Origin of the sequence: Limimaricola hongkongensis DSM 17492 (assembly GCF_000600975.2) — a bacterium.
GTDB lineage: Bacteria > Pseudomonadota > Alphaproteobacteria > Rhodobacterales > Rhodobacteraceae > Limimaricola > Limimaricola hongkongensis.
On record NZ_KK088653.1, the window covers coordinates 277,038 to 293,991 of the forward strand.

General features: G+C 68.5%; 11 protein-coding genes. 6 read left to right on the forward strand and 5 right to left on the reverse strand.

The genetic code is table 11. From position 1 onward, the window contains the following. Nucleotides 1–2: 2 nt before the first annotated feature. Entirely contained in the window at nucleotides 3–1,001 is a 999-nt protein-coding gene (locus LOKHON_RS11815; RefSeq protein WP_026147615.1) for an ABC transporter substrate-binding protein, read from the forward strand. Nucleotides 1,002–1,110: 109 nt separating this feature from the next. Further along, nucleotides 1,111–2,151, forward strand: coding sequence for a UDP-glucose 4-epimerase GalE (galE, locus tag LOKHON_RS11820; protein ID WP_017929653.1), 1,041 nt, complete (start codon nucleotides 1,111–1,113; stop codon nucleotides 2,149–2,151). Here galE and LOKHON_RS11825 read toward each other — a convergent pair. From LOKHON_RS11825 to LOKHON_RS11845, 5 genes are all read right to left on the reverse strand, one after another. Then, nucleotides 2,133–4,046 carry a polysaccharide biosynthesis protein gene (locus tag LOKHON_RS11825; RefSeq protein ID WP_033315683.1) on the reverse strand — a complete coding sequence of 638 codons (1,914 nt, stop codon included), beginning with the start codon at nucleotides 4,044–4,046 and terminating at the stop codon, nucleotides 2,133–2,135. The genes galE and LOKHON_RS11825 overlap by 19 nt on opposite strands. A gap of 86 nt (nucleotides 4,047–4,132) precedes the next feature. Then, a complete protein-coding gene (locus LOKHON_RS11830) occupies nucleotides 4,133–4,810 on the reverse strand; it encodes a sugar transferase (protein ID WP_017929655.1) in 678 nt (225 codons plus the stop codon). Then, on the reverse strand, nucleotides 4,807–5,655 hold the full coding sequence (locus LOKHON_RS11835) for an NAD-dependent epimerase/dehydratase family protein (RefSeq protein ID WP_017929656.1): 849 nt from the start codon (nucleotides 5,653–5,655) through the stop codon (nucleotides 4,807–4,809). Before LOKHON_RS11835 ends, LOKHON_RS11830 begins: the two co-directional genes overlap by 4 nt. Before the next feature lie 42 nt (nucleotides 5,656–5,697). Next, a complete protein-coding gene (locus tag LOKHON_RS11840; protein WP_017929657.1) occupies nucleotides 5,698–6,306 on the reverse strand; it encodes a CDP-alcohol phosphatidyltransferase family protein in 609 nt (202 codons plus the stop codon). 93 nt (nucleotides 6,307–6,399) lie between these two features. Next, the gene (locus tag LOKHON_RS11845) at nucleotides 6,400–6,870 is read right to left on the reverse strand and encodes an Lrp/AsnC family transcriptional regulator (RefSeq protein ID WP_017929658.1); all 471 of its coding nucleotides are present in this window, start codon (nucleotides 6,868–6,870) and stop codon (nucleotides 6,400–6,402) included. 122 nt (nucleotides 6,871–6,992) lie between these two features. On the opposite strand from LOKHON_RS11845, the gene putA reads away from it, so the two are divergent. The 4 genes from putA to LOKHON_RS11865 all read left to right on the forward strand — a co-directional run bounded on the left by putA (nucleotide 6,993) and on the right by LOKHON_RS11865 (nucleotide 16,947). Then, nucleotides 6,993–10,463, forward strand: coding sequence for a bifunctional proline dehydrogenase/L-glutamate gamma-semialdehyde dehydrogenase PutA (gene putA / locus LOKHON_RS11850; protein WP_017929659.1), 3,471 nt, complete (start codon nucleotides 6,993–6,995; stop codon nucleotides 10,461–10,463). A gap of 235 nt (nucleotides 10,464–10,698) precedes the next feature. Further along, on the forward strand, nucleotides 10,699–14,166 hold the full coding sequence (locus LOKHON_RS11855; protein WP_017929660.1) for an indolepyruvate ferredoxin oxidoreductase family protein: 3,468 nt from the start codon (nucleotides 10,699–10,701) through the stop codon (nucleotides 14,164–14,166). A 10-nt stretch (nucleotides 14,167–14,176) separates the two neighbouring features. Further along, on the forward strand, nucleotides 14,177–15,340 hold the full coding sequence (locus LOKHON_RS11860) for an isovaleryl-CoA dehydrogenase (protein ID WP_017929661.1): 1,164 nt from the start codon (nucleotides 14,177–14,179) through the stop codon (nucleotides 15,338–15,340). Continuing rightward, nucleotides 15,340–16,947, forward strand: a complete 1,608-nt coding sequence (locus LOKHON_RS11865; RefSeq protein WP_017929662.1) for a carboxyl transferase domain-containing protein — start codon at nucleotides 15,340–15,342, stop codon at nucleotides 16,945–16,947. Before LOKHON_RS11860 ends, LOKHON_RS11865 begins: the two co-directional genes overlap by 1 nt. The last annotated feature ends 7 nt before the right edge of the window (nucleotides 16,948–16,954 follow it).

The following is a 16,954-nucleotide window of genomic DNA, read 5'->3' on the forward strand; positions in this document are numbered from 1 at the left end:
GGATGAAACGGATGATGATGGCCGCTGCGGCGGCAGGCGCGCTGATGGCCGGGGCCGCCCCCGCCATGGCGCAGGATCTCGACGAGGTTCGGCTGCAGCTGCAATGGGTCACGCAGGCGCAGTTCGCGGGCTACTACGTGGCGCTCGAACAGGGCTTCTACGAGGAAGAAGGGCTCGACGTCGAGATCCTCGCGGGCGGGCCCGATATCGCGCCGCCGCAGGTGTTGGCGGGCGGTGGCGCCGACGTGATGCTCAACTGGATGCCCTCGGCGCTGGCCGCGCGCGAAAAAGGCCTGCCGGTGGTCAACATCGCCCAGCCCTTCGCCAGCTCCGGCCTGATGCTGACCTGCTGGAAGGACACTGGCATCGAAGGCCCGCAGGACTTCAAGGGCAAGACCATCGGCGTCTGGTTCTTCGGCAATGAATACCCTTTCCTGAGCTGGATGAGCCAGGAGGGCATCTCGACCGATGGCGGCGAGGATGGCGTGACGGTGCTCAAGCAGGGCTTCAACGTCGATCCGCTGATCCAGCGGCAGGCCGACTGCATCTCCACCATGACCTACAACGAATACGGCCAGGTGCTCGACGCGGGCATCTCCGAGGATGAACTCGTCACCTTCAAATACGAGGAGATGGGCGTCGCCACGCTCGAGGACGGGATGTGGGTGCTCGAGGAGAACCTCGAGGATCCCGAATTCGTCGACAAGATGACCCGCTTCGTGCGCGCCTCGATGAAGGGATGGAAATGGGCCGAGGAGAACCCCGAAGAGGCGGCGATGATCGTGCTCGACAACGACGAGACCGGCGCCCAGACCGAAGCGCACCAAGTGCGGATGATGGGCGAAATCGCCAAGCTGACCGAAGGCTCGGATGGCAGTCTCGACGAGGCGGCCTACCAGCGCACGGTCGACACGCTGCTCGCCGGCGGCTCGGACCCGGTGATCTCGGCCGAGCCCGAGGGGGCCTTCACCCACGAGATCACCGACAAGGCGCTCCAGTAACCCGCGCGCGGGGCCTTCGGGCCCCGCCACCCTTCCGGGGATCTGGCAGGGATCTGGCAAAGCCGCCCCCTCTCCGGTAGGTCTTGGACAACGAGAGCGGAGAGAGATCATGCGGGTTCTGGTCACGGGCGGGGCAGGCTATATCGGCAGCCACACGCTGGTCGAGCTTCTGGAGCAGGGCCACGAGGTGACCTGCGTCGACAATTACTCCAACGGCGCGCCCGAGGCGCTGCGCCGGGTCGGAGAGCTGGTGCCGCAGGGTGCGCTGCATGCCATCGAGGCCGATGTGCGAGACGCGGCGGCGCTCGACCGGGTGTTCGAGACGTTCCGCCCCGATGCGGTGATCCATTTCGCCGGTCTCAAGGCGGTGGGCGAAAGCGTCGAGAAACCGGTCGAGTATTACGATGTCAACGTCACCGGCACGCTGACGCTGCTGGGGGCGATGGGCCGTGCGGATTGCCGCCGGATCATCTTTTCCTCCTCGGCCACGGTTTACGGCGAGCCGGTGTTCCTTCCCTATACCGAGGCGCATCCGCTGGCCCCGACGAGCGTCTATGGCCACACCAAGCGTTTCGCCGAGCAGATCCTGACCGACTGGTCCGCCGCGCGCCCCGGCGTATCGGTGATGCTGCTGCGCTATTTCAACCCGGTCGGCGCGCATGCCTCGGGCCGGATCGGCGAAGACCCGAGCGGGGTGCCCAACAACCTGATGCCCTATCTGGCGCAGGTGGCGACGGGGCGGCAGGACCGGCTGCGGATCTTCGGCGATGATTACCCGACCCCCGACGGCACCGGCGTGCGCGACTATATCCATGTCGTCGATCTTGCGCGTGCCCATGTCGCGGCGCTCGACCGCGCGGCGCAGGAGACGGGCACGCAGACCTACAATATCGGCACCGGCCGGGGGTATTCCGTGCGCGAGATGCTGGGCGCCTTTTCAGTGGCGGTGGGCCGTGATCTGCCGTTCGAGGTGCTGCCGCGCCGGGCCGGGGACATCGCCGAGATGCAGGCCGATTGCGCGCTTGCGGCCGAGCGGCTGGGCTGGCGGGCCACGCTTGGCGTCGAGGAGATGGCGCGGGATCTGTGGCGCTGGCAGCAGGCCAACCCGCAGGGCTACGCGGCGCCGGCGGATCAGCTCGCCGGAAGCTGACCGCGTTCTTCGGAGTTGGCGAGGACCAGCGCCTTGCCGCCCTCGACCCACCGCGCCACGAGACCGCGCAGCGCATCGTCGTCGTTCTCGGCCACGGCGGCGCGCAGCGCCCGCATCCCCGCCGCCACCTCGATCTCGCTCAGATGCGCCTCGCGCGCGAGCATGATCTTGGGGTGCGGCGTGCCGACCTGACCTTCGCCGATCAAGAGCTCCTCGTGCAGCTTCTCACCCGCGCGCAGGCCGGTCAGGCTGATCTCGATATCGCCCTCGGGATGGGCCTCGTCCCGCACCGTGTAGCCCGCCGCCTCGATCATCTGGCGCGCGAGATCGTAGATCTGCACCGGCGTGCCCATGTCGAGCACGAAGACGTCGCCGCCGGTGGCGAAGGTGCCCGCGACCAGCACGAGCCGCGCGGCCTCGGGGATCGTCATGAAATAGCGCGTCACCTCGCGATGGGTGAGCGTGACCGGGCCGCCCTTGCTGATCTGGTCGTGGAACAGCGGGATCACCGAGCCAGAGGAGCCCAGCACGTTGCCGAAGCGGACCATGGAGTAGATCGTGCCGGTGGAGCGGTTGGCGAGATCCTGCACCACCAGCTCGGCCATGCGCTTGGAGGCGCCCATCATGTTCTTGGGGCGCACCGCCTTGTCGGTGGAGATCAGGATGAAGCGCGCGACGCCTGCCTCGCCTGCCGCCTGCGCCAGCGTATGGGTGCCCAGAACGTTGTTGGCAAAGCCCGAGACCGGGTTCTGTTCGACCAGCGGCACATGCTTGTAGGCCGCGGCGTGCAGCACGATCTCGATGCCGTGATCGCTCAGCGCCCGGCGCACCAGCGGCGCGTCGCAGACCGAGCCCAGCACCGGCACGATCTCGACCTTCTGATCGGTGGCCAGCGCCGAAAGCTCCTGGTCGAGCTTGTAGAGCGCCAGCTCGGACATTTCGAACAGCACCAGCCGGCGCGGCCGGCAGGCGAGGATCTGGCGGCACAGTTCGGAGCCGATCGAACCGCCGGCGCCGGAGATCAGCACCGCCGCGCCGCGATAGGTTTCCGATCCGCCGGGCAGTTCCGCATCGAGCGGCGCGCGGCCCAGGAACTGTCCCGGCACCACCGGGCGCAGCTGCTCCACCAGCCGGGCGCCATTGCCCGCGAGCTGGGCGAAGGAGGGCAGCGTCTGCACGTCGAGCCCCTTGTCCTCGAGCTGGCGCGACAGCTGCGCCAGCCGGGCGCGCGGCACCGACGGCATCGCCAGCAGCACCCGGTCGACATGCTTGACGCGGGCCAGCCGGGCGATGGCGCCGGGGGCATGCACGTGCAGCCCCTGCACGATCGCGCCCTGCAGCATCTTGTTGTCGTCGATATAGGCGACCGGGCGGACCGTCTCGTCGGTCCTGAGTGCGGCGACCAGCTGCTGGCCGGTGCGGCCCGCGCCATAGACCAGCACCCGCAGCTTGGTCTGGTGGCGATAGGCGCTCAGCACCAGCTTGAGCATCACGGCGCGGGTGCCGACCGCGAGCAGCAGGTAGACCATGGCAAAGGAAAAGAAGGTCGCGCCCGGAAGCGTGCCGCCGGTCATCCGGTCGATCAACCCCGCCGAGAAACCCAGCAGCATCGCATGCACCGCCGACAGCGCGATGGCCCGGCTTTCATAGGCCTTGAGCTGCACCCGGTGGATGTTCATGCCGATCTCGAACACCGCGCAGAGCGCCATCAGCGACAGGGCCAGGAACAGGTGCCCCCAGGTTTCCTCCCCGAGCGGCAGCCGGTTGAACTGCAACGCCAGCGCCACGAGGAGCGCCGGCGGCACCAAAGCGACATCCGTGGTCAGGATCATCCATTGCTTGGTGGAACGGGACAGGCGCGTGACGAATGCGAGCGCTTCGGCCAATCTGCTCATCCTTCCGCCCATGCTGGTTCGCGATCCATGCCTCTGGTCTACAACTTCTGACATGTCGGTGCGCATGAAATCCAATACCGGGTCTTTTATTCGTCGTGTGTGGCAGGAACCCGCCGAAGCCGGGCTCGCGCTCGGAACCGGCCGGAGCGCGGTCGTAACACGCCCGCCGCCGTCGCGGCGATCAACTTCAGGTCGTAACACGGACCGGCATGCCGTTGGTAGATCAGATCGAGCGCCGCCTTGCGCGGCACGCAGCGCCGCCGGTAGACCGCGTCGGTCTCCTCCGCCGAGCCGCAGGCCGACAACAGCCGTTCCTCGGTGGCATGGTAGCGCAGGCTGGCCAGACCGGTGATGCCCGGGCGCGAGCGCAGCACCCGTTCATAAAGCTCGGGAAAGGCCTCGACATAGATCCGCAGCGGCGGGCGCGGTCCCACGAGGCTGATATCGCCGCGTATCACGTTCCAAAGCTGCGGCAGCTCGTCGGCGCGGCTGCGGCGCAGCGCGCGGTGCAGGCCGGACATGCGGTCGGACTTGTCGCCGCCGGTCACGCCGGTGGCGCGGGTGCCGTAGGCGGCGGGCCGCATGGTGCGCAGCTTGATCAGCCCGAACGCCTCGTGCGGCGTGCGCATCCGTTCGGCCACGTAGAAGACCGGGCGCCCCTCCTTGAGCAGCAGCAGCAGCACGAGCGCCGCCAGCACCGGCCACAACAGCGCCAAGAGCAGGATCGCGACCGCGAGGTCGAGCGCGCGCTTGGCGGCGGTCATGCGCGGCTCCAGCCGGCGAGACGCGCCTCGGCCAGAAGGCCGGGCGCGGTGGCCGGCGCGATGGCCCCGGCGATGGCGGCGAGCCGCGCGGTGTCTAGCCGGGTTTCGGGCAGGGCCGCCTGCGGCGCGGGCCGCCATCGCCACTCCGCCCCTGCGGCATCCAGCAAGGCCTCCATCGCCACGGTGCCGGGCTGGGCGAGGTTGAGGATCGCGGGCAGGGCGGGCGCGGCCAAAAGCGCGGACAGGCCGCGCGCCAGCGTCAGCGGGCCGATATAGGCGCGGCGCGGGCCGTGCCCGTCTGCAAACCGGTCGAGCGTGACCATGCCATCGCCCATCGCGCCGAACAGCTGGTCGCTGCCCGCGACATTGGCCAGACGCAGGCAGCAGGCCCGCGGCGCGGCGGGCCCGAGCCGTTCGATCTCGTGGGCGATCGCGCGCTCCATCTCCAGCTTGGCCGCGCCATAGGCGCCCGCGGGGGCGGCATCGTTCTCGCGGCAGGCACCCGCCCTGCGGCCATAGACCGCCGCCGAGGACATCAGGAGCACCGGGCCGAGCCCGTCGCGCGCGGCCAGCCGCAGCGCGGCGCGGGCGAGATCGGCATTGGCGGCCAGCGCGTCCGGCGTCCCGGCGGTGACACCGGCCAGCACCACGATGCCGTGGACGGCGCGCGGCAGCGGCGGCGGCGTGTCGCGCATGTCCCAGGCGTAGTCGCCGCGCCGTCCGTGCCAGAGCGCGTTCCGGCCCTGCGCCCAGTGCCCGTCATCGGCCAGACGGCGCAGCGCCCGGCCCAGCCGGCCCGAGCCCCCGAGAATCAGGGGGCCTGTCTGAGAAAAGGGTGCGGTCATGCCGACCGGCTACCCGATCGGCGGCGGTGAGACCAGACGCGGTCAGCCGCGGAACACCGCGCGCGCCCCGATCAGCCGCAAGGTGCCGCTCAGATAGCACAGCGCGCCGAAGATCCATGCCAGCGGCGCGAACCATTCCGGCCACAGGCACAGCGCCACGAAAAAGCCGATCGTCTCGGTGCCCTCCAGCAAGCCGTTGGAGAAATAGAGCGACTTGATCCCTTGGGCGGAGGTTTCCATGCGCTTCTTCTCGGCGAGGATCGCGTAGCCGAGAAAGGTCGTGCCGTTGAAGTAGAAGGCCGCGAGCAGAAAGCCGCCCGCCGCGCCGTTGACCGCCGGATCGGCCAGCACGAAGGCTAGCGGCACCGCGCCGTAAAAGGCGAAATCGGCGGCGATGTCGAGATAGCCGCCCCAGTCGGTCTTGCGCGTGGCGCGCGCCACCGCCCCGTCGAGCCCGTCGGCCAGCCGCGAGGCCAGAAGCGGCACGAGCGCCCAGCCCGGCGCGCCCAGCGCGATCAGCGCCGCCGCCACGAGCCCGAGCGCCAGCCCGGTCAGCGTCACCCCGTCGGCGGTGGCGCCGCGCCGGGCCAGCGCCCGGCCAAGCCGGTTGAGCGGCGGGTCGATCAGGCGGCGGGCGGCGGCATCGAGCATCGGGGTCTCACATTCAAAGGGCGACCCATCATGGCGTCCTGCCGGGCCCGCGTCCATCGCGGGGCCGGGGGATGACGCGATGGTGAGCGGCGCTCACATCGTGTCGTCGATGATCGGCTGCATCGAGACATAGGTGGAGGTGCCGGCGACGCCGGGCAGGGCCGAGATCTTGGAGCCGAGCACCTCGCGGTAGCTGCGGATGTCGCGGGTGCGCACCTTCAGGAGGTAATCGAAGCTGCCCGCGATCAGGTGGCACTGCTCGACCTCGGTGATCATCCGCACCGCGGCGTTGAAGGCGGTCAGCGATTTCTCGGTGGTGTCGGCGAGCCGGACCTCGACGAAGGCGACGTGGTCGAGCCCGAGCTTGGCGGGGTCGATCACGGTGCGAAATCCGCGAATCACGCCCTTTTCCTGCAGCCGTTTCAGCCGCACCTGGCACGGGCTTTTCGACAGGCCGACGCGTACGGCCAGTTCCGTGACCGGAAGCCGTGCGTTTGCTGCCAATTCGGCGAGGATGCGGTAATCCGTGCGGTCGAGATGGCTGCCGGTGTCGGAATTGCTCATCTTTCGTCCCGCCAAGCCTAGAGAAATCGGGCAAAAGGCGCGCAAACCATCGAAAATCGGGAAACGTGCCTTAGCTGATCAGAAGTAGAATGCCGTACACTTAAACTCAAGGGGGTCCGCCAATGAGCGAGCTTGACGATCTGCGCATCCGCATCCGTGCCGATCATCGACGCGACGAGGCGACGGTGCTGGCGGATCTGATGGCTGCCGACCCGATCTCGCCCGAGATCCGCGCCGCCGCCACGCGCCGGGGCGCCGCCCTCGTGCGCGCGATCCGCAACGACACGCGTCCGGGCATCATGGAGGCCTTCCTCGCGGAATACGGTCTCTCCACCCGCGAAGGCATCGCGCTGATGTGCCTCGCCGAGGCGTTGCTGCGCGTGCCCGACGCCAAGACCATCGACGCGCTGATCGACGACAAGATCACGCCCTCGGACTGGAGCGCGCATCTGGGCAAGGCGGCCTCGCCGCTGGTCAACGCCTCGACATGGGCGCTGATGCTCACCGGCAAGGTGCTCGACGAAAAGGGCGAGGGGCTGGGTCTCGTGCTGCGCCGCGCCATCAAGCGTCTGGGCGAACCGGTGATCCGCGCCGCGACCAATGCCGCGATGCGCGAGATGGGCCGCACCTTCGTTCTGGGCCGCGACATCGACGAGGCGATCAAACGTTCGCGCGGGCCCGCGAAGAAGGGCACGACCTATTCCTACGACATGCTGGGCGAGGCGGCGCTGACCGCCAAGGACGCGGCAGGCTTCATGAAAAGCTACGCCGACGCCATCGCGCGGATCTCGAAGGAAGCCACCGCGCGCGACATCCGCGACAATCCCGGCATCTCGGTCAAGCTTTCGGCGCTGCATCCGCGCTACGAGGAGGCGCAGCGCGAGCGCGTCATGGCCGAGCTGGTGCCGCGCCTGACCGAGCTGGCCCGCGCCGCCAAGAAGGGCAACATGGGCCTCAATGTCGACGCCGAGGAGGCCGACCGGCTCGACCTGTCGCTCGACATCATCGAGGCGGTGCTGTCGGATCCCGAGCTTGCGGGCTGGGACGGCTTCGGCGTGGTGGTGCAGGCCTTCGGGCGCCGCGTCGGCGGCGTGATCGACTGGCTCCATGCGCTGTCGGAAAAGCTCGACCGCAAGATCATGGTCCGGCTCGTCAAGGGCGCCTACTGGGACACCGAGATCAAGCGCGCGCAGGTCGACGGTCTGCCCGATTTCCCGGTCTTCACCGAAAAGGCCGCGACCGACGTGGCGTGGCTGTCCTGCGCCAAGCGGCTTTTGGGTATGACCGACCGGATCTACCCGCAATTCGCCACCCACAACGCCCATTCGGTCGCCGCGGTGATGGAGATGGCGGGCGACCGGCGCGATTTCGAGTTCCAGCGCCTGCACGGTATGGGCGAGGCGCTGCACGACAAGCAGGTCGAAAAGGAAGGCACCAGGCTGCGCATCTATGCCCCCGTGGGCGCGCATCGCGACCTTCTGGCCTATCTCGTCCGCCGCCTGCTGGAGAACGGCGCGAACTCTTCCTTCGTGAACCAGATCGTCGACGAGAAGGTGCCCGCCGAGGTGGTCGCCGCCGATCCGTTCGAAAAGCTCGGCGGTCCGCGCCCCAAGGAGCTGCGCGATCCGCGTGCGCTGTTCCAGCCCGAACGCGAGAACTCGCGCGGCTGGGACCTGACGGCGGTGGACCAGCTGGCCGAGTTCGACGCCGGCCGCAACGCCTATCGCGACGGGCACTGGTCCGCCGGGCCGCTTCTGGCGGCCGAGGTCGAGGGGGGCGAGACGCTCGACATCACCAACCCTGCCGATCCGTCGGACGTGGTGGGGCAGGTGGTCATGTCCTCCGAGGCCGATGTCGAAACCGCCATCACCCATGCGCGGCGCTGGCAGGCCCCGGCTTCGACCCGCGGCGCGGTGCTGCGCAAGGCGGCCGATCTCTACGAAGAGCACGCGCACGAGTTCTTCGCGCTCACCGCGCGCGAGGCGGGCAAGACGCCCAAGGACGCCGTGGCCGAGCTGCGCGAGGCGGTCGATTTCCTGCGCTACTACGCCGCCCGCGGCGAGGAGCTGAAGGACCCGGCGCGCGGCACCTTCGCCTGCATCAGCCCGTGGAACTTCCCGCTGGCGATCTTCACCGGCCAGATTTCGGCAGCCCTCGCCGCCGGCAACGCGGTGCTGGCCAAACCCGCCGAATCGACGCCGCTGGTCGCGGCGCTGGGCACGCGGCTGCTGCACGAGGCGGGGGTCCCGCGCGAGGCGCTGCAGCTCTTGCCGGGCGAAGGTCGCAAGGTCGGCGCGGCGATCACCTCGGATGCGCGCATCTCCGGCGTCTGCTTCACCGGCTCGACCGAAACCGCGATCGGCATCGACCGCGCCATGGCCGCCAACATGGACCCGACCGCGCCGTTGATCGCCGAAACCGGCGGTCTGAACGCGATGATCGTGGACAGCACCGCGCTGCCCGAGCAGGCGGTGCGCGACATCGTCAACTCGGCGTTCCAGTCGGCGGGCCAGCGCTGTTCGGCGCTGCGCATGCTCTACGTGCAGGAGGACGTGGCCGACCGGTTCCTCGACATGCTCAAGGGCGCGACCGAGGAAATGGGCATCGGCGATCCGTGGCAGCACGCCACCGATGTCGGCCCGGTCATCGACGCCCGCGCCGAGAAGGGCATCATGGACCATGTCGAGAAGGCCCGGCGCGAAGGCCGCCTCGTCTGGCAGCTCGGCACGCCCGAAAAGGGCCATTATGTCGGCCCGGCGCTGATCAAGCTGAACGGCATCGAGGAGCTGGAGCGCGAGGTGTTCGGCCCGGTGCTGCATGTCGCCACCTTCAGGGCGGGCGAGATCGACGAGGTGATCGACGCGGTCAACGCCACCGGCTACGGGCTCACCTTCGGGCTGCACACCCGCATCGACGAGCGGGTCGAGCAGGTGACGCAGCGCGTAAAGGTCGGCAACCTCTACGTCAACCGCAACCAGATCGGCGCCATCGTGGGCTCGCAGCCCTTCGGCGGTGAAGGGCTGTCGGGCACCGGGCCCAAGGCCGGCGGCCCGAACTACGTCGCGCGCTTCACCGAACCGCCGCGCATCCCGTCGCTCGCGGCCAATGGCCCCGAAGTGCCGAGCGAAAAGGTGCAGGCGCTGCTCGACCAGGCGATGCCCGATCCCGATCGCAGGGACACCGTCACCCTGCCGGGGCCGACCGGTGAATCGAACCGGCTGTCGGTCGTGCCGCGCGGCACCGTGCTCTGCCTCGGCCCCTCGGTCGAGGAGGCGCAGGCGCAGATGGAGGCGGCGCGCGCCGCTGGCAACGCGGCCATCGGCATCGCGCCGGGGCTGGAGGGCGAGAACACGCTCGACGGCACGCTCGATCCGGCGGCGCTGGAAAAGCTCGACGGCTTCGACGCGGTGGCGCTGCGCGGCGGCACCGAGGCCCTGCGCCCGTTCCGCGCGGCACTCGCCACGCGCGACGGGCGGCGCATTCCGCTGCTGGCCGAGGAGGACATCGAGATGCGCCTGCATCTCGAACGCCATGTCTGCGTAGACACCACCGCGGCAGGGGGCAATGCCAGCCTGCTCGCCAGCGTCGGCTAGAACCTGGCGGGGCCGCGACAGGCCCCGCCCACCGGATCGGCCCGGGCGGCGGATCGGCGTATTTATGGAATGGTGAAGGGAAACGGCGCGCGCCAATCGGCGTGACGCCGTTTTCTTTTGCGCCGGATATGCGTGACGCTGTCACGGCGAAGTGTCGAGGAGTGGCAAAAAACAGGGACCGCGTTTCGCGCGATCCGGTCTAGGATTCGATCGTCATTAGCCAGGGGAGGGGCGCATGACGATGCAGATGTCGCTCGACGACAAGTACACGGCCGAAACCGGCCACGTCTTTCTGACCGGAATCCAGGCGCTCGTGCGCCTGCCGATGACCCAGATGCGGCGCGACCGCGCCGCCGGGCTCAATACCGGCACCTTCATCTCGGGATATCGCGGCTCGCCGCTGGGCGGCTACGACCAGCAGTTGATGGCCGCGCGCAAGCATCTCGACCCGCTCGACATCCATTTCCAGCCCGGCGTCAACGAAGACCTCGCCGCCACCGCCGTCTGGGGCAGCCAGCAGCTCGGCCTGTCCGAAGGCGCCCGCAAGGACGGCCTTCTGGGGCTGTGGTACGGCAAGGGGCCGGGCGTCGACCGCTCCGGCGACGTGCTCAAACACGCCAACGCCGCCGGCACCGCGGCGCGTGGCGGCGTGCTGGCCTTCGCGGGCGACGACCACACCTGCAAATCCTCCTCGATCCCGCACCAGTCGGACCATGCCTTCATCTCGGCGCTGATGCCGATGCTCTATCCGTCCTCGGTGCACGAGTTTCTTGAACTCGGTCTCCTCGGGATCGCGATGTCGCGCTATTCGGGCTGCTGGGTCGGCTACAAGGTGATCTCGGAGACGGTCGAAACCTCCACCGTCGTCGATCTTGGGCAGGAACGGCGGCAGTTCCTGCTGCCGCAGGATTTCGACATGCCCGAAGGCGGGCTCAACCTGCGCTGGCCCGACGCGCCGCTGGTGCAGGACGAGCGGCTGCAGGAGCACAAGGGCTTCGCCGCGCTCGCCTTTGCCCGCGCCAACCGGGTCGATCAGGTGACCATCGACACGCCCGATGCCCGCTTCGGCATCGTCGCCTCGGGCAAGGCCTACGAGGATGTGCGCCAGGCGCTGGCCGAAATGGGGCTGGGGCCGGATGAATGGAAGGCGATCGGCCTGCGGCTTTACAAGGTGCGCATGCCCTGGCCGCTGGAGCCCGAGGGCATTCGCCATTTCTCCGAAGGGCTCGACGAGGTGCTGATCGTCGAGGAGCGCCGCGAGATCATCGAGAACCAGATCAAGCAGCAGCTGTTCAACTGGCGCGCCGACGTGCGCCCGCGCATCATCGGCAAGCACGACGAAAAGGACCGGCCCTTCCTGTCGCTTTCCCAAGGGCTGACCGTGGGATCGGTCGGCCGCGCCATCGCCGACCGGCTGTTGCATATCGACCTGCCCGAAGGGTTGCACGACCGGATCGAGGCCGAACTGCGCCGTCTGGAGGCGGGCCATGCCCGTGGCGCCGCGCATGAGGCGCCGATCACCCGCCTGCCGCATTACTGCCCCGGCTGTCCGCACAACACCTCGACCAAGGTGCCCGAGGGCTCCAAGGCGATGGCGGGAATTGGCTGCCACTACATGGTGCAGTGGATGGACCGCAACACCGAGACCTTCACCCATATGGGTGCCGAGGGCGTGCCATGGACCTCGATCGGGCTGTTCACCGACGAAAAGCATCGCTTCGTGAACCTCGGTGACGGCACCTTCTTTCATTCCGGCCACCTCGCGATCCGCCAGTCGGTCGCGGCCAAGGCCAACATCACCTACAAGATCCTCTACAACGACGCCGTCGCCATGACCGGCGGCCAGAAGGTCGACGGGCCGCTTTCGCCCGAGCAGGTGACGCATCAGGTCGCGCATGAGAACGTGGCCAAGATCGTGCTGCTCTCGGATCACCCGGAGAATTACGACCGGGTCGATCTCGCGCCCGGCACCGAGATCCGGCACCGAGACGACGTCGACGCGGTGATGAAGGAGCTGCGCGAGATCGAGGGCGTGACCATCATGGTCTATGTCCAGACCTGCGCCGCCGAGCTGCGCCGCCGCCGCAAGCGCGGCAAGGCCGACGATCCCGACATGCGCGTGCATATCGACCCGGCGGTCTGCGAAGGCTGCGGCGATTGCTCGGTGCAGTCGAATTGCATCGCGGTCGAGCCGCTGGAAACCGAGCTGGGCCGCAAGCGCCAGATCAACCAGTCTGCCTGCAACAAGGATTTCTCCTGCCTCAAGGGCTTCTGCCCGAGCTTCGTCACCCTGCGCGGCGCCAAGCCGCACAAGCGCCCGGCCGCCCAAGGCCCCGACGTCTCAGGCCTGCCCGAGCCGGTGCTGCCCGAGATCACCCGGCCATGGAACGTGGCCGTGACCGGGGTGGGGGGCACCGGCGTGCTGACCATCGGCGCGCTCCTGGGCGTCGCGGCGCACATGGAGGGTCTCTCGCCGATGATCCTCGACATGGCGGGTCTGGCGCAGAAGGGCGGCGCGGTGCTGAGCCATATCCGCATCTCCACCCATGAGCGGCCCGCCACCGCGCCGCGCATCGCGACCGGCACCGCCGACCTGCTGCTCGCCGCCGACAGCGTCGTCGCGGCCTCCAAGGACGGGGTGACGCTGTGCGACCCCGAGCGGACCCACGCGGTGATGAGCACCAAGCTCTCGCCAACTTCGGATTTCGTGCGCCAGCGCGATTTCGACTTCCGCTCGGCGGGCGTGATGCGGGCGGTGGAAAAGACGGTGCGCTCTTCCGCGCATTTCCACGACTTCGCCCATGTCGCGCGCGAACTCTGCGGCGACGAGATCGCGGTCAACATCATGATGCTCGGCTATGCTTGGCAGCAGGGCTTCATCCCGGTGGGCCGCGAGGCGATCGCCGAGGCCGTGCGGCTCAACGGCGTGGCGGTGCAGTCGAACCTTGACGCCTTCGACTGGGGCCGCGTCATGGCGGCCGAACCCGAACGCGTGATCCGCGAGATGGGCGAGACCGACGAGCCGCCGCATATCCCGCAGGCGCAGATGTCGCTCGACCAGCTCGTCGCGCATCGCACCGGCCACCTGACCGACTATCAGGACGCCAAGCTCGCCCGCCGTTACACCGACCGCGTGGCGCAGGTCCGCGCCGCGGTCGAGGGCCACGCGCAGGCCGACAAGATCACCCGCGCGGTCGCGCAGAACTATGCCAAGCTCCTGTCCTACAAGGACGAATATGAGGTGGCGCGGCTCTTCACCCGGCCCGAGTTCTCGGAAAACCTGAAAAAGCAGTTCGACGGCGACTACAAGATCGCCTTCAACCTCGCGCCTCCGGGCCTGCCGGGCACGGATGCCGAAGGCCGCCCGAAAAAGCGCGAGTTCGGGCCTTGGATCCTCAAGGCGTTCGGGCTTCTGGCGCAGGGCAAACGCCTGCGCGGCACCGCGTTCGACGTCTTTGGCCGCACCGAGGAGCGCCGCGCCGAGCGCGCGTTGATCGGCGCCTATGAGGACGACATGGATCTGGCGCTGTCGAAGCTCGGGCAGGGGCACGACGCCGAGATCCTCAAGCTTCTGGAACTGCCCGATCAGATCCGCGGCTTCGGGCCGGTGAAACTGGCGGCGATGGAGCAGGCGGCGCCCCGGCGCGACGCGCTCCGCGCCGCGATCATGAACGATGCGCCGCAGCAAGTCGCGGCGGAATGAGGGGATGGCAATGTTCGATCACGCGATGAAGTTCGATCTGGGTGAAGATGGCGAGGCGCTGCGCGAGACGGTGCATCGCTGGGCGCAGGAGCGGCTGAAGCCCCGCGCCGCCGAGATCGACAAATCCAACCTGTTCCCCGCCGATCTGTGGCGCGAAATGGGCGATCTGGGGCTGCTCGGCATCACGGTGCCCGAGGAATATGGCGGCGCGGGCATGGGCTATCTGGCGCATGTCATCGCGGTCGAGGAAATCGCGCGGGCCTCCGCCAGCGTCTCGCTCAGCTACGGCGCGCATTCGAACCTCTGCGTGAACCAGATCGTGCTCAACGGCAACGACGCGCAAAAAGCAAAGTACCTGCCTAAGCTGGTCTCTGGCGAACATGTCGGCGCGCTGGCCATGTCCGAGGCGGGGGCGGGCTCCGACGTGGTGTCGATGAGCCTGCGGGCCGACCGCGTCGATGGCGGCTGGAAGCTCAACGGTACGAAATACTGGATCACCAACGGCCCCGACGCCGAAACGCTCGTCGTCTATGCCAAGACCGACCCTGAGGCCGGCTCCAAGGGCATCACCGCCTTCATGATCGAGCGCGGCATGGCGGGCTTCTCGACCTCCGAGCATTTCGACAAGCTCGGCATGCGTGGCTCCAACACCGCCGAGCTGGTGTTCGAGAATGTCGAGGTGCCGGACGAGAATGTGCTGGGCGCGGTCGGCGGCGGCGTGAAGGTGCTGATGTCGGGGCTCGATTACGAGCGCGTGGTGCTCTCGGGCATCGGCACCGGCATCATGGCGGCCTGTCTCGACGAGATCATGCCCTATCTCGCCGAGCGCAAGCAGTTCGGCAAACCCATCGGGGATTTCCAGCTGATGCAGGGCAAGGTGGCCGACATCTATACCAAGCTCGGCTCGGCCCGCGCCTATGTCTATGCCGTGGCGCGCGCCTGCGATGCGGGCCGCGTCACCCGCGCCGATGCCGCCGCCTGCGTGCTCTATGCCTCCGAGGAGGCGATGGTCGTCGCGCATCAGGCGGTGCAGGCGATGGGCGGCACAGGCTTCATGAACGAAAGCGCGGTGAGCCGGATCTTCCGCGATGCCAAGCTGATGGAGATCGGTGCGGGCACGAGCGAAATCCGCCGCATGCTGATCGGGCGCGAGCTGATGGCAAAGGTGCGCTGATGGGCCTGCTGCGATCGGCGTTGTCCCCGTCTTCGGAATCGTTTCGCGAGAACCGCGAAGCGCAGCTTGCGGCGATGGAGACCGTGCGCGAGGCCGTCGAGGCGGCGCGCGCGGGTGGCGGCGAGAGAGCGCGCGACCGGCATGTCTCGCGCGGCAAGCTTCTGCCGCGCGACCGGGTCACGCGGCTACTCGATCCGGGCAGCCCGTTTCTCGAAGTCGGCGCCACGGCGGCGCATGGCCTCTATGACGGGGCCGCCCCCGGCGCGGGCATGATCGCGGGCGTGGGCCGGATCGAGGGCCAGGAGGTCATGGTGCTGTGCAACGACGCCACCGTGAAGGGCGGCACCTATTACCCGATGACCGTGAAGAAACACCTGCGCGCGCAGGAAATCGCCGAGGCGAACCACCTGCCTTGCGTCTATCTCGTCGATTCCGGCGGCGCCAACCTGCCCAACCAGGACGAGGTGTTTCCCGACCGCGATCATTTCGGGCGGATCTTCTACAACCAGGCCCGGATGAGCGGGCAGGGCATCCCGCAGATCGCCGTGGTCATGGGGTCGTGCACCGCGGGCGGCGCCTATGTGCCCGCGATGTCGGACGTGACCATCATCGTGAAGGAACAGGGCACCATCTTCCTCGCCGGCCCGCCCTTGGTGAAGGCCGCGACGGGCGAGGTCGTCTCTGCCGAGGACCTTGGCGGCGGCGACGTGCACACGCGGCTGTCGGGCGTGGCCGATTACCTCGCCGATGACGACGCGCATGCCTTGGCACTGGCGCGGCAGGCTGTGGCCGGGCTCAACCGGCGCAAGCCCGAGACGGTGGTGACGCAAGCGGTCGAGGCGCCGCTCTACGACGCCGAGGAAATCCTCGGCGTGGTGCCCGCCGATCCGCGCAAGCCCTATGACATCCGCGAGCTTCTGGCCCGCGTGCTCGACGGCTCGCGCCTCGACGAGTTCAAGCCGCGCTACGGCGAAACGCTGGTGACGGGCTTTGGTCACATCATGGGCATGCCGGTGGGGATCATCGCCAACAACGGCGTGCTGTTCTCCGAGGCAGCATTGAAGGGTGCGCATTTCGTCGAGCTGTGCTCGCAGCGCAAGATCCCTCTGGTGTTTTTGCAGAACATCACCGGCTTCATGGTGGGGCGCAAATACGAGGCGGGCGGCATCGCCAAGGACGGGGCGAAACTGGTGACGGCGGTGGCCTCCACCGAGGTGCCCAAGGTGACGATGATCGTCGGCGGCTCTTACGGTGCGGGCAATTACGGCATGTGCGGGCGGGCCTATTCGCCCCGTTTCCTGTGGACATGGCCCGCGAGCCGGATCGGCGTGATGGGCGGCGAGCAGGCGGCGGGCGTCATGGCGCAGGTGCGCGGCGAGGCGCTGTCGCGGCAGGGCAAGCCGTGGACCGAGGAAGAGGAAAGCGCCTTCAAGCAGCCGCTGCGCGACCGGTTCGAGGAGCAGGCGCATCCGCTCTATGCGAGCGCGCGGCTCTGGGATGACGGCATCGTCGACCCGCGCCGCACCCGCGAGGTGCTGGCCCTGTCGCTTTCGGCGGCGCTGAACGCGCCGATCCCCGACACGCGCTTCGGCGTCTTCAGGATGTGAGGCGGGC